Source organism: Arthrobacter sp. 001422645 (assembly GCF_059816125.1).
In genome coordinates this window covers 1-13197 of sequence record NZ_JCBANT010000002.1, presented here as the reverse complement: position 1 = coordinate 13197, position 13197 = coordinate 1, and the positions used below count along the sequence as shown (strand labels likewise).

The window sequence follows — 13197 nt, the reverse complement described above, 5'->3', positions numbered from 1 at the left end:
TCCGCCCGGAACTCACTTTCTACAGTCGATCGTGCCGATGGGCCGGGCAAATATGCAAGCAGCGTTGCCAAAATGGCAAAATTAGGGCGTGATCATGAGTTTCCTTCGTTGCTGAAAACGGTGATGGCGATCTTGCCTCGCACGTGTCCGGCGTCGAGATGACGCATGGCATCCCGTACCTCGTCGAGCGGGTATGTCCTCTCGACGCTTGGCGTCACCTGCCCGGCCTCGAGGAGGGGCGTGAGCCGTTCGAGGTCGCTGGCGCGCTCCTTGGAGGCGAGCATGGTAAGGCGCTGACGCACAAACAGGGACACAAAAGGAGCCCTTAGGCTCCGGCCGAAACCTCCTGTCCACTTGCCGCCTTCCTCGCCTCCGACGATCACGGCGGTGCCGGTGGGGGTGAGGGCGCGGCGCAGTCGTGACAGCGGCGGGTTCCCTCCGATGTCGAGGATCAGATCGAACTGACGCGCCCCGTCGGCGAAGTCATCCTGCGTGTAGTCGAGGACGTGATCGGCCCCGAGGGAACGCACCAGACCGGTCTTCCCGGTGCTGCTCACGCCGGTGACCTCCGCCCCAAGGGACTTGGCCAGCTGCACCGCGTAGGAGCCGACGCCGCCGGAGGCACCCAGGATCAGCACCTTCTGCCCGCGCTCTACCCGCCCGGCGTCAAGGGCCTGGAGGGCCGTGCCCGCCGAGATGGGAACCACCGCCGCCTGCTCGAAGGACAGGCTCAAGGGCTTGTGGGCCAGCTTGTCCTCCAGCGCGGCGGCGTATTCGGCGAACGCCCCCCGGGACATCCCGTACACCTCGTCCCCCACTGCGAAGCGGGTAACGGCGGAACCGACCGCAGCGACAGTGCCGGCGACGTCGATGCCCGGCACCGGGTTCTTCGGCCTGCGGAACCCGAATCCCAGGACGCGCAGGAGATAGGGGCGCCCCGTCATCATGTGCCACGTTCCGCGGTCCATGCCGGCGGCGTGCACACGGATCAGGACCTCGTTCTCCGCGATGCGCGGCAGCGCGGCCCGGCCGGATTGAAGGACATCGACGGGGCCGTAACCGTCCTGCACGATGGCGCGCATCGTGCCGTCAGTGGTTCCGGAATTGTCCCCCGCCATCGCGCTGATGTGGTTCGTCATGTCGTGCCCTTTCAGAGGTTTCGTACTAAGTACGGTTAATGTATCGTACTAAGTACGAATGGTCTATGGCCTGAGGAAACGTGGAGTGCAAATGCCTGCAGGAATGTCCCCGAGCCGCCCGCGGCTCAGCCGGGAGTCGGTGCTGCGCGGCGCCGTCGCGGTGGCCGATGCCGGCGGCATTGGATCCTTGACGATGCGCTCACTCGCGGACGCTCTCGAGGTCAAGCCGATGTCGATTTACCACCATGTCGCCAACAAGGATGACGTCCTTGACGGCATTGTTGACATCGTCTTCAGCGAGATCGACCTGCCCGTCATCGGCGGCGACTGGCACGCCGAGATGCGGCGGCGGGCCTCCTCGGCCCGTGAGGCGATGCGGCGCCATCCCTGGGCGATCGGGCTCGTGGAGACGCGGACGAGCCCCGGCCCGGCGACGCTGAAGCACCACAACGCCGTCATTGGCACTCTGCGTCAGGCGGGCTTCTCGGTGGAAATGACCGCCCACGCCTTCGCGTTGATCGATGCCTACGTTTACGGATTCGCCCTCTCGGAGGCCACGCTGCCCGTCAACGGCCCCGAAACCGTCACCGAGGTTGCCGGGCGGATGATGGATCAGTATTCCCCCGGGGACTATCCCCACCTTGTCGAGTTCACGGTCGAACACGTGATGAAGCCTGGCTACAACTATGGCGCGGAGTTCGAGTTTGGGCTGGACCTGGTCCTCGACGGCCTCGCGAGGTCGCTGCAGCACGCTGAGAGCGCCGGCAACACCTGGAGCGACTAGGCTGGAAGCGGCTCTCCAGTCCCCCCAGCTTGGAGAGCCAGGAAGTCTCCGCGCTTGAGTCCTCAGGATTCGCGCGGAGACTTTCCTTAATTCGGACGCCCGGACGTTCCGCGACCCTGCACGTCAGGAGGTTCGGTGCGGAAGTTGATCATTTTGTGCGTGCCGTCGCAGTAGGGCTTGATGGCGGATGCTCCGCATCTGCAGAGAGCGACGGTTTTGCGCTGCCGTGGCACGGGTTCCCCGGAGGGCATCACGACGTCGAAGTCGCCGCGGACCAGAATGGGCCCGTCGGGGCAGAGGACAAGCGAGGCGTTGGCGGGATGCAGGGGGATCTCGTTCATGAGTGGTTCCGATCTCGGCGTGGGGACGGGCAGGATCCGGGTCGTTATGTCGTGGCGGGTACAAGCGGGCGCAGCGAGGACCGGTCGTTTTCCCAGGCGTCCAGGAGGAGGGCGGCGAAGCGCGCGTCGATGCAGGACACCGCCGCCGCGCCGAAGAGAACGTCCTCGAGGAGATCCGGTTCCGCCTCGACGAGTCCCCCGGCAAGGTCCCTTCCGGCGATCTGCTCGTGGACAGCGTCCGCCTCGACGTGCTCGTCGAAGTAGCCGGTGACGGCCGCGTCAAAACCGAGACGCCGGAATCCGTTTCCGTACAGCTGGTTGGGGCGTGAGGAAGTCATCTCGTACATCGCCAGATGCCCTGCGATGGCTCCGCGGAGCCTCCGGTTCAACCCAAACAAGGACATCATGTTCACCGACGCCAGGGTGATGGCCGGTACGACGTCGACGTAGCCGCCATAGCTGTCCTTGAGTCCCAGGCCCCTCATGGTGCGGGCGAACAGTGCACTGTGCATGCGCTCCGGGCGACCGCCGCCGTACTCGTCGGCCTGGATTTCAACGAGGGCGGCCTTGGCCCGGCCGGTGAGGCGCGGAATGGCCCAGGTATGCGGGTCTGCTTCCTTGAGTTGATACAAGGACTTGTGGATCAGGAATTCGCTGAGCTGTTCGGCAGTCGCCTTCTTCGCCACGTGGCGGGAGACGCTGGGCCCGCAGTCACGGGCCGCCAGGTCAAACAGGAGGGCCGCGGTGGCATCGCTGCCTGGGGTTCCCGACACCGGCCGCCGGACGGAATCCGTCACCACGCCGGCCTCGGAGCGAAGCCACGCCTCGAAGGGTTCCTCCAGCAGTTGCCGGATTCCGATCAGCCCGGGGTGCCATTCCCAGCGGTCATCGACGCCGGCCAACCCGCCATAATGCAGCTCATAGAGGCAGAACAAGGCGAGCTGCACGTCGTCGTCGATCAGATCCTCGACCACGGCCATGCGCTCCGTGACGAGTGCGTGCAAGGCGGCCAAGGCGGACGGATCGGCGCCGGGGTCTCCGGTCAGGAGGGCGCACACTCCGGCGCTGATGGGTCCCCGTGGTTCTGGGATGTTCATTTATTCTCCTTGGCGACGGCGGAGGTGGTCGGTCCGCTGTGGCCCGTCATGGCGTCCGTGTCTTTCGTCGTCCGACCGGCAGGGTGGGTCGGCGGCCGGCAGGGGCATCCATCTGAAATCCGCATCGGCACTTCAGCACGTGGGCAGGGACGAATCCCCTTGGTGCGTTCGGCGGCACGGTCTGTCCGGCAGCGGAATTTTTGGCTAGTGCCACCCGATACATCGGTTCCCTGCAGTGGACGGCGGCCGACGCCGGATCGGAGGTGTCGCCCTTTCCGGTCCTGCCCAAAACGTCAGCGGCCAGCGTTGCGGTGGTTGCCAGAACCCGGGAGCCTCCGCATCGGGTGCAGGTGACGGCGAGTGCGAGGGTCTCCTGCCCTGAGTTCAGGTCGGTGACCGAGTCGGCGAGAAGGTGCCGGTCCGTGCGGCAGGTGGAGCACCAGGGGCGCCCGCCACGGGGCTGGTGGGCCTCACGGGGCACATACGTGTTGGATGTGCTGCTCACCCGGGTCAGACCAGGCCCGGGTAGCTGGCCAGGATGTAGTCCGCAGCGGCAGGGCCTTTCATGCGCAGGCCGGACCCCTTGGGGTGGATCTGCTTCTTTTTCATCGCCGCCCAGAAGGCCACTTCAGGCTGGGGCGCGGCCTGGTGAAGGAAGCACCAGCTGGTGTAGAGGCCGTAGAGGCGGCTCCGGCCCAGGGCGCGGTCGGACGCAGGGTCAGCTGTGGTGGCTTCCTGCAGGAATTTGTCGTACTGAGAATTTGCCATGAGTGGCTCGTTTCCTCGCGGTGCATTTGGTGCCGCCGTGTGGCTACAGCAGCTAAAGCCTCAAGGTCCTGCACGGGAGCACCGAAGCGTCATCCCGGGCTGCGTTACGGCAGTCCCGGGGTGGAAGAGTCGCCGTGGGTTATCCAGGTGCGGACACCGGCTGAACGTCTCTACAATGTAGACTCTAGGCGTAGACTACAGAATAAGCAACTTGCATCTTTTTGACTCGTTGCGGCCTGCAGCACCGACCCGAACGGAACATCATGTCACCCGAAGAGAATCCGGTACCGCCGGCGGCTCCCGGCACGAAGAAGCGGCTCAGCCGGGAGATTGTCCTCTCCGCGGCGCTGGAATTGGTGGACTCGGAAGGACTCGAGGCACTCACCATGCGCAGGTTGGGCCAGCAACTCGGGCGGGATCCCATGGGCCTGTACCGCTACGCGGAAAACCGCGCAGCACTGCTGGACGGCGTCTCCGAACTGGTCCTCAATGAACTGGCCATCTTTCCCGATGACCCCGACTGGCAGGCACAGCTGCGCCGCATTGCCCACGATCTGCGCGAGTTGGCACTCCGTCACCCCAATGTTGTGCCGCTCCTCGTGACCCGCCCGCTGTCCACCCCCCTGGGCCTGCGGCCGCTGGGGACGCTGCGGCCGCTGGAACAGATCCTGTCCCTGCTGATCGACGCCGGGTTCGCTCCCGCAGACGCCCTGCACGTTTACCGCGCCTACTACGGCTACCTCTACGGGCACATCCTCAACGAGCTGCAGGAGTTCATCGTCGACCCCGACGAAAATGAGGCCCTCCTCCGCCTGGGTCTTCATCGCTTGCCGCCAAAAGACTTCCCCCGCCTTCGGGCCCTCGCACCCGTCCTCGCCGACTACGACGGGAAGGCCGAACTGGACGAAGGAATCACCATCCTCCTCTCTGGCCTCGCCGCCCGACTCTCGCCGGAAGCGTAATCCGCTCCCTTTCGCAAGACGCCGCCGATGTTCCTCCTGTTCCGCCTCAAGACCGCCCCGAAGGACCAACCCGGCCGGGAGCTTACGTGGATTTCAACCCGACGCTGTTCGTGTCCGCCCAGTTAGCCAGCAGCTGCAGTCCGTCGTGGGACGCGGAGCCTGGTTCGGCGGAGAACACCAGCATCTGGAGGGTGCGGTCGGAGGCCAGGTCCAGCCCGAGGTAGTTCAGGTCGAGGTCGCCCACGAGCGGGTGGTGAATGCTCTTGACGCCGGTGCGGTGTTCGCGGACATCGTGCGCTCCCCAAAGCTTTCGGAAGAGGTCGCTGCGCGTTGAGAGCTCGCCGACGAGGTCGCTGAGCTGGCGGTCGTAGGGGGAACGGCCCGCTTCGACTCTGAGGAGGGCGACGACCTGTCTGGCGTTGGATTCCCAGTCCTGGTAGAACGTCTGGGCCCTGGCATCGAGGAACACGAAGCGCGCGGCGTTCACCGGCGGCCGGGCGTCGTCGAACATCTCCGAGAAGAGAGCCCGACCGAGGTGGTTGGTGGCGACCGCGTCGAGCCGGCCGTTCTGCACGAACACCGGAACGGTCGACATGGCGTCGATGGTCTGCTGCAAGGTCGGATTGACCTGGGTTTTGCGTGTCGGGCGTCTGCGCTGCGGGTGGGTCCCGGCATTGGCTGAGCGGATGAGCTGATAGAGGTGCGCGTGCTCGGCCTCATCCAGCTGGAGGGCACGACTGACCCCGTCGATCACTGCCTCTGACACTCCTTTGGCGTTGCCGCGTTCAAGGCGTTTGTAGTACTCCGAGCTCATGCCGGCCAGGAGGGCGACTTCTTCTCGTCGCAGGCCGGGAACGCGGCGCCGTCCGCCGTAGTCGGGCAGGCCCGCTTGCTGCAGGTCGAGTTTGGCGCGGCGCGAGATGAGGAACTTGCTGAGGTCGTCCCGGTTGTCCATGAAGTCGAAGGTACCGCACCCCGCGCTCCCTAGGGGGTCCCTGTCAGGGAACCTCCAGATAGGGTCTCGCTGGCCCCTGCGCCGGCCTGTTGACTTTTAACATCAGCCGCCCGAACCGGCCGGCCAGGACTTGAGAAAGGCATCATCATGACCAACGTTTGGTTCATCACCGGAGCAGCCCGCGGCATGGGCGTCGACCTGGCAAAGGCCGCCCTCGACGCCGGCCACAGCGTCGTCGCCACCGCCCGCAACGCAGCCAAGGTCACCGCGGCGCTGGGCGAACACGAGAACCTTCTCGCCCTGTCGCTGGATATCACCGACGCCGCAGCGGCCGCTGCCGCCGCCGAGACCGCCGTCGGACGTTTTGGACGCATTGATGTTCTCGTCAACAACGCCGGCAACTTTTACGCCGGTTACTTCGAGGAGATCAGTGACGACCAGTTCCGCAGGCAGATGGAGACCAACTTCTTCGGCCCGCTGAGCGTCACCCGCGCGATCCTGCCGGTCATGCGCAAGCAGCGCAGCGGCCACGTCATCACCATCACCTCCGCCGCCGGCATCATCGGCCAGGAATTCTGCGCCGCGTACGCCGCCTCGAAGTTCGCCCTCGAAGGCTGGATGGAATCCCTCCAGTACGACGTCCAGCCCTACGGCATCCACACCACCATCGTCGAACCCGGCTTCTTCCGCACCGAACTCCTGGTCGAGGGCGCGTCCTCCATCTGGCCCGAACTGTCCATCGACGACTACGCCGAGCGCACCACCCGGACCATCGCAGCGTGGAAGAGCATGAACGGCCAGCAGGGCGGAGACCCTGCCAAGCTCGGCGCAGCCCTGGTCACCATCGCCGCCCTGGAGACCCCGCCACTGCGCTGGCAGGCCGGCGCCGACGTCATCGCGGGAGTCGAACAAAAAATCGCGGCTCTTCTCGAGCAGGTGAACGCGCACCGCGAACTGTCCTCCAACCTCCAGCTCGACGACGCCTAACCCGCACCACCCCGCCCTTCATCAGCCCGCCGACACGTCCAGAAACTTAGCCCAGGTCTGAAACGCCCGTGTAGGTCGCGTAAGTGGCGGGACCGGTTCGTTCGTACACCTGGAGGGTAAGTCCGCCGGGGGTGGTCTGACTGCTGACGAGGCGCAGTCCCGCTGACGCGCCGCCGTCGGGGAAGAGGCGGCGGCCGCGACCGACGATGACCGGAGCGACCACGAGCCGGAACTCGTCGATCAGCCCTGCGGCCAGCAGCGATTGCGCCAGCCGGGCGCTTCCGTGGATCTGGAGCTCCCGCCCGGGTTGCTGCTTGAGTTCTGCGACCTGCGCTGCGACGTCGCCCGAGAGGATGGTGGTCGGATTCCAACTGCCCGCAGTAAGAGTGTGCGAGGCGACGTATTTCGGCAGGCCATTCATGAGCACGGTGAAGGGATCGTCCGGATCTGTGATCTGCGGCCAGTCCCTCGCGAACGCGTCGTAGGTGCGGCGCCCGAGCAGAAGCGCGTCGGCCTGGCCGAGCCATGCCGCGGCCTGGCGGATGAATGCTCCGTCTATGAAAGGGACAAGCCATCCACCCTGGGTGAACCCGTCACTGGTGTCTTCCTCGGGCGAACCCGGACCCTGCGATACGCCGTCGACACTCACGAACTCGAATACCGTCAGCTTCATGGTCTCTCCTTTGAAACATCAGACCGGGAAGAATCAGCCGCCGACGTAGGCCGCGAGGTGCTCGCCGGTAAGGGTGGAGCGGGCGGCGACCAGCTCGGCCGGGGTGCCCTCGAAAACCACCCGCCCGCCGTCGTGACCGGCGCCGGGGCCCACGTCGATGAGCCAGTCGGCGTGCGCCATGACCGCCTGGTGGTGCTCGATCACAATGACCGACTTGCCGGACTCGACCAGGCGGTCGAGGAGGCCCAGCAGGTTCTGGACGTCGGCGAGGTGCAGGCCGGTGGTGGGCTCGTCGAGGACGTAGACGTCACCCTTCTCCGCCATCTGGGTGGCCAGTTTGACGCGCTGCCTCTCGCCGCCGGACAGTGTGGTGAGCGGCTGGCCGAGGGTGAGGTAGCCGAGCCCGACATCCACCAGCCGGTCGAGGATCTTGTGTGCCGCCGGTGTCTTCGCCTCGCCGGCACTAAAGAACGCCTCGGCCTCGGTCATCGACATGGCCAGCACTTCGGCGATGTTGCGGCCGCCCAGCCGGTATTCCAGGACTGACGCCTGGAACCTCCGGCCTTCGCACTCCTCGCAGATGGATTCGACGGTGGCCATCACGCCCAGTTCGGTGAAGATGATGCCTGCGCCGTTGCAGCTGGGACAGGCCCCCTCCGAGTTGGAGCTGAACAGCGCGGGCTTGACGCCATTCGCCTTGGCGAACGCCTTGCGGATCGGCTCGAGCAGGCCCGTGTACGTTGCCGGGTTGCTGCGCCGCGAGCCCTTGATGGCCCCCTGGTCGATCACCACCACACCCTCGCGGCCGGCCACCGAGCCTTGGATCAGCGAGCTCTTACCCGAGCCCGCAACCCCGGTGACGACGCACAGCACACCGAGCGGAACGTCGACGTCGACGTCCTTGAGGTTGTGCGTCGACGCCCCCCGCACCTCGAGCGCGCCGGACGGCGTGCGCACCGATTCCTTGACCTTTGCCCGGTCGTCGAGGTGGCGGCCGGTGATGGTGTCACTCCTCCGCAGCCCCTCCACGCTTCCCTCGAAGCAAACGCTGCCGCCGCCGGTGCCCGCGCCGGGACCGAGGTCAACCACGTGGTCGGCGATGGCGATGGTTTCCGGTTTGTGCTCGACGACGAGCACGGTGTTGCCCTTGTCCCGCAGCTGCAGCAGCAGCTGGTTCATGCGCTGGATGTCGTGCGGGTGCAGGCCGATCGTCGGTTCGTCGAAGACGTAGGTGATGTCGGTGAGGGACGAGCCCAGGTGCCGGATCATCTTGGTACGCTGCGCCTCTCCGCCGGAGAGTGTGCCCGCGGGACGGTCCAGCGAGAGGTAGCCCAGCCCGATTTCGGCGAAGGAGTCGAGCAGGTGCTGCAGGCCTTTGAGGAGCGGCGCGACCGACGGCTCGTCGAGCCCGCGGACCCAGTCGGCGAGGTCGCTGATCTGCAGCTCGCACAGCTCGGCGATGTTCCTGCCGCGGATCTTCGCTGACCTGGCCTCCGGGCTGAGCCGTGTGCCGTCGCACTCGGGGCAGGCCTGGAAGGTGATGGCGCGCTCCACAAAAGCCCGGATGTGGGGCTGCATCGCGTCGACGTCCTTGGAGAGCATCGATTTCTGGATCTTCGGGATCAGGCCCTCGTAGGTGAGGTTGATGCCCTCGACCTTGATCTTGGTCGGTTCCTTGTAGAGGAGGTCGTGCATTTCCTTTTTGGTGAACTTCGCGATCGGCTTGTCCATGTCGAAGCCGGCGCCGCTGAAGATGCGGCCGTACCAGCCGTCCATGCTGTAGCCGGGGACGGTCAGCGCACCCTCGCCGAGCGACTTGGACTCGTCGTAGAGCGCCGTGAGGTCGAAGTCGGAGACCGAGCCCATGCCCTCGCAGCGCGGACACATTCCGCCGAGGTAAACCGCGTTCTGGACCACACTTTTCTCGACCCTGCCGCCGGCTTTTTCGGTGCTCATCACGCCGCTGGCCTTCCGCGTCGGGACGTTGAAGGAGAACGCGGTGGGGGGCCCCACGTACGGCGTCCCCAGCCGGCTGAAGAGGATGCGCAGCATGGCGTTGGCGTCGGTCGCAGTGCCCACCGTGGAGCGGGGGTTCGCTCCCATCCGCTCCTGGTCGACGATGATCGCCGTCGTCAGCCCTTCGAGGAGGTCGACATCGGGCCGCGCCAGGTTGGGCATGAATCCCTGCACAAAGGCGCTGTAGGTCTCGTTGATCATGCGCTGCGACTCGGCGGCGATGGTGGCGAACACGAGCGAGCTCTTGCCCGAGCCGGAGACGCCCGTGAACACCGTCAGGCGGCGTTTCGGGATCTCAATGCTGATGTCCTTGAGGTTGTTCTCCCGCGCGCCCTGCACGCGGATCAGATCGTGGCTGTCCGCTTCGTGCAGTGCTGCCGGCTGCTGGTCCGTCTGTGCACCCGGCTGCGTTTCCGATGTCATGGCCATGCTCATCGTGTCTCCATCTCTTGGGAGGGCTGCCTGCTCATGCCCCTGACGGTCATGCTAGCAGCGGCTCATTGACCCCGCGGCTCCAGGGAGGTGACATCCGTCAGCCAGATCATGGCCGCGCTCCTGGAGGTGAAGAAGGCGTGTGGGTAATGCGTGTGCCGGCTCATGGCAGCCGCGATGACCCGGTCCACGGCGTTGGATCCGAGGACGGCGATAGCGAGCACACCCGTCGTCCGCGCGAACTCGTACCGCGCTGCCGCCGTGATCTCCACGTCGGACATTTCCGAGAGCATCGGCATCGGGATTCCGCCGCTGATCCGCTCCACGGCCAGCATGGCGTCCCTGGCGTCTTCGACGTCGACGAACGAGCCGGGACGCCAGACGGATTCAATGATCCCGGCGCGCACGCGCAAGGAATTCTTCCCTTCAGCGGCGACAGCTCGATCAGGCATCATTAACTTCATTCTAGGCCTGAGCAGGGACGATGCTTTGCAGCCGGTTCCCTCCCGGCCAGACGAAAGAGGCCCGGCCGGTTCTCTCACCGGCCGGGCCCCTGCGCTGCGATTACAGCGTGGACGTGTCGATCACGAAGCGGTACCGCACATCGGAGGCGAGCACGCGCTCGTAGGCGTCGTTGATCTTCTCGGCCGGGATGACCTCGATCTCGGCGCCAAGCTGGTGCTCGGCACAGAAGTCAAGCATTTCCTGGGTCTCCCGGATGCCGCCGATCATGGATCCGGCGAAGGACCGGCGTCCCATGATCAGGGCGAACGCGTTCACCGGCAGCGGTTCCGCCGGGGCGCCCACGTTCACCAGGGCGCCGTCGAGGGTCAGCAGCTGCAGGTAGGAGCTGATGTCGATCGAGGCGCTGACGGTGTTGATGATCAGGTCGAAGGAGCCGGCCAGGTCCGTGAAGGTGTTTTCGTCGCTGGTGGCGTAGTAGTGGTCCGCGCCCAGCTTCAGTCCGTCCTCCTGCTTCTTCAGCGACTGCGAAAGGACCGTAACCTCGGCGCCCATGGCGTGCGCGATCTTAACGGCCATGTGTCCCAGCCCGCCGAGCCCGACGACGGCGACCTTCTTGCCGGGTCCGGCGCCCCAGTGGCGCAGCGGCGAGTAGGTGGTGATGCCTGCGCAGAGAAGCGGCGCGGCGACGTCGAGCTCGATGCCCTCGGGGATCCGCACGACGAAGTCCTCGGTCACCACCACGTGGGTGGTGTAGCCGCCCTGGGTGATGGTCCCGTCACGGTCCACGGCGCCGTAGGTGCCCGTGTTCCCGGCCAGGCAGTACTGCTCTTCGCCCTTCAGGCAGTTGACGCACTCGCGGCAGGAGTTGACCATGCAGCCGACGCCGACGCGGTCGCCGACTGCGTGCTTGGTGACGGCCGAACCGACTTCGGTGACGATGCCGGCGATTTCGTGGCCCGGTGCCAGCGGGTACTGCTGCGGGCCCCAGTCACCGCGGACGGTGTGGATGTCGGAATGGCAGATGCCGGCGAACTTGATGTCGATCAGGACGTCGTGCGGGCCGACATCCCGGCGCTCGATGGTGGTGGCGACGAGGGGTTCCGTCGCGGAAGTGGCGGCGTAAGCGTTAACGGTAAGCATGGATCTCCTGCTTGTGGATGGTCTTGGGGGTTCCCCGGCGTCCGGCACGGGTCAGGTGCGGTCTTTCGGCCCGGACGTCTTCGGGGGGCACTATCCATCAAACACCACTGAGCTGCCGGTGAGGGAGGTCCTGCTGTGAGGGGTACTGGCAGGGACTCCCTTAAGCGGCCGCACCCTCTACCGTTGACGTATGGACAACCAAAGCGAAACCCGGGACTTCCTTGCCACGCGGCGGGCGAAAATCACCCCGGAGCAGGCGGGTTTGCCGGTCTATGGCGGCAACCGCCGCGTCCCCGGGCTGCGGCGAGGCGAGGTCGCCCTGCTGGCCGGGGTCAGTGTCGAGTATTACACCCGGCTGGAACGCGGAAACCTCTCCGGAGTGTCCGAGGGGGTCCTGGACGCCCTCGCGCGGGCGCTGCAGCTGGACGAGGCGGAGCGGGCGCACCTGTTCGACCTGGCCCGGGCCGCCAGCACCACCCTCAAGCCGCAGCGCCGCCGCGCCGCCGTCCAGCCCGTCCGGGCGAGCGTGCAGCTGATGCTCGACGCGATCACCAACGCCCCGGCGTTCGTGCGCAACGGGCGCCTGGACGTCCTCGCCGCAAACCAGCTCGGCCGCGCCATGTACTACGAGATGTACGGCGGCCCGGTCCGGCCGGCCAACTTTGCGCGGTTCCTCTTCCTGGACGACCGTTCCCGCGGCTTCTACCCGGACTGGGAGCGCGCCGCGAATGACACGGTGGCGATCCTGCGTACCGAGGCCGGCCGCGACCCATACGACCGCGGCCTGACCGACCTGGTGGGGGAACTGTCCACCCGCAGTGAGGAGTTCCGGACCCGGTGGGCGGCCCACAACGTGCGCTTGCACTACACCGGCCGCAAGCACTTCCGGCACCCGGTGGTGGGGGACCTCCACCTCATGTACGAGGCACTGGATCTTCCGGCCGATGCCGGACTGTCCCTGCTCGTCTACACCGCGGAGCCCGGTTCTGCCACCGCGGACGGGCTGCGGCTGCTGGCCAGCTGGGCCGCGACGCAGCAATCCGAAGCGGACCAGGCGCAGAAGCCAGCGCCTACCCAATCAGGGCCAGCACCGCTCCAGCAGTAACGACGCCGCCGGCCTCCGCGCGGAGGCCCGTCACCGTCCCGTCGCGGTGGGCGGCGACTTGGGTTTCCATTTTCATCGCTTCCAGCACGACGACGGGATCCCCCGCCGAAACTGCGGCGCCCGGTGCGACGAGCCATTTCACCACGGTCCCGGCCATGCCGGCGCGCAGCTCCCCCGGGTCCGCGGCGGCAGAGCCGCCGTCGGAGGATCCGCCTTCTGACGCCCCGTCCACGGAGACTCCCGCTGGGACAGGACCACCGGAGCGGGCCCAGCCGTCCAGGAGATCCGCGGGCAGCCCGATGGCCATCCGGCGGCCGTCCACCTCGACGGTGA

General features: G+C 66.4%; 14 protein-coding genes. 4 read left to right on the top strand and 10 right to left on the bottom strand.

The annotated features are described in order from the left end of the window. Nucleotides 1–92: 92 nt before the first annotated feature. Entirely contained in the window at nt 93–1139 is a 1047-nt protein-coding gene (locus AC6EUH_RS03395) for an NAD(P)-dependent alcohol dehydrogenase (RefSeq protein WP_499737806.1), read from the bottom strand. Between the two features lie 91 nt (nt 1140–1230). On the opposite strand from AC6EUH_RS03395, the gene AC6EUH_RS03390 reads away from it, so the two are divergent. Next, nucleotides 1231–1923 carry a TetR/AcrR family transcriptional regulator C-terminal domain-containing protein gene (locus AC6EUH_RS03390; RefSeq protein WP_499737805.1) on the top strand — a complete coding sequence of 231 codons (693 nt, stop codon included), beginning with the start codon at nt 1231–1233 and terminating at the stop codon, nt 1921–1923. A gap of 86 nt (nt 1924–2009) precedes the next feature. Here the strand turns inward: AC6EUH_RS03390 and AC6EUH_RS03385 are convergent, their stop codons facing one another. The 3 genes from AC6EUH_RS03385 to AC6EUH_RS03375 all read right to left on the bottom strand — a co-directional run bounded on the left by AC6EUH_RS03385 (nt 2010) and on the right by AC6EUH_RS03375 (nt 4129). After that, on the bottom strand, nt 2010–2264 hold the full coding sequence (locus AC6EUH_RS03385; RefSeq protein WP_056428558.1) for a CDGSH iron-sulfur domain-containing protein: 255 nt from the start codon (nt 2262–2264) through the stop codon (nt 2010–2012). A 44-nt stretch (nt 2265–2308) separates the two neighbouring features. Beyond that, nucleotides 2309–3361 (bottom strand): iron-containing redox enzyme family protein, encoded by a 1053-nt coding sequence (locus AC6EUH_RS03380; protein WP_056428562.1) that lies wholly within the window; start codon nt 3359–3361, stop codon nt 2309–2311. A 510-nt stretch (nt 3362–3871) separates the two neighbouring features. Further along, nucleotides 3872–4129 (bottom strand): hypothetical protein, encoded by a 258-nt coding sequence (locus AC6EUH_RS03375; protein ID WP_056428565.1) that lies wholly within the window; start codon nt 4127–4129, stop codon nt 3872–3874. Between the two features lie 263 nt (nt 4130–4392). Here AC6EUH_RS03375 and AC6EUH_RS03370 point away from each other — a divergent pair, with 263 nt between their 5' ends. Then, on the top strand, nt 4393–5091 hold the full coding sequence (locus AC6EUH_RS03370; RefSeq protein WP_056428568.1) for a TetR/AcrR family transcriptional regulator C-terminal domain-containing protein: 699 nt from the start codon (nt 4393–4395) through the stop codon (nt 5089–5091). An 82-nt stretch (nt 5092–5173) separates the two neighbouring features. On the opposite strand, the gene AC6EUH_RS03365 is transcribed toward AC6EUH_RS03370, so the two are convergent. Next, complete coding sequence (locus AC6EUH_RS03365; RefSeq protein WP_499737804.1) at nt 5174–6046, bottom strand: helix-turn-helix transcriptional regulator; 873 nt, start codon at nt 6044–6046, stop codon at nt 5174–5176. Nucleotides 6047–6193: 147 nt separating this feature from the next. On the opposite strand from AC6EUH_RS03365, the gene AC6EUH_RS03360 reads away from it, so the two are divergent. Continuing rightward, the gene (locus AC6EUH_RS03360) at nt 6194–7033 is read left to right on the top strand and encodes an SDR family NAD(P)-dependent oxidoreductase (RefSeq protein WP_056428575.1); all 840 of its coding nucleotides are present in this window, start codon (nt 6194–6196) and stop codon (nt 7031–7033) included. Between the two features lie 46 nt (nt 7034–7079). Here the strand turns inward: AC6EUH_RS03360 and AC6EUH_RS03355 are convergent, their stop codons facing one another. From AC6EUH_RS03355 to AC6EUH_RS03340, 4 genes are all read right to left on the bottom strand, one after another. Then, nucleotides 7080–7706: a dihydrofolate reductase family protein gene (locus AC6EUH_RS03355; protein WP_056428577.1), complete on the bottom strand. Its 627-nt coding sequence runs from the start codon at nt 7704–7706 to the stop codon at nt 7080–7082. A 33-nt stretch (nt 7707–7739) separates the two neighbouring features. Beyond that, nucleotides 7740–10145, bottom strand: coding sequence for an ATP-binding cassette domain-containing protein (locus AC6EUH_RS03350; RefSeq protein WP_499737803.1), 2406 nt, complete (start codon nt 10143–10145; stop codon nt 7740–7742). Between the two features lie 74 nt (nt 10146–10219). Continuing rightward, a complete protein-coding gene (locus AC6EUH_RS03345) occupies nt 10220–10609 on the bottom strand; it encodes a DUF7793 family protein (protein WP_082492638.1) in 390 nt (129 codons plus the stop codon). A gap of 109 nt (nt 10610–10718) precedes the next feature. Continuing rightward, on the bottom strand, nt 10719–11759 hold the full coding sequence (locus tag AC6EUH_RS03340) for an NAD(P)-dependent alcohol dehydrogenase (RefSeq protein WP_499737802.1): 1041 nt from the start codon (nt 11757–11759) through the stop codon (nt 10719–10721). 190 nt (nt 11760–11949) lie between these two features. Between AC6EUH_RS03340 and AC6EUH_RS03335 the strand changes: the two genes are divergently transcribed. After that, the gene (locus AC6EUH_RS03335; RefSeq protein ID WP_499737801.1) at nt 11950–12864 is read left to right on the top strand and encodes a helix-turn-helix transcriptional regulator; all 915 of its coding nucleotides are present in this window, start codon (nt 11950–11952) and stop codon (nt 12862–12864) included. Here AC6EUH_RS03335 and AC6EUH_RS03330 read toward each other — a convergent pair. After that, nucleotides 12830–13197 (bottom strand): acyl-CoA carboxylase biotin carboxyl carrier protein subunit (locus AC6EUH_RS03330; protein WP_499737800.1); only part of this gene is annotated, 368 nt, incomplete at its 5' end. The two genes, AC6EUH_RS03335 and AC6EUH_RS03330, sit on opposite strands and share 35 nt — an antisense overlap.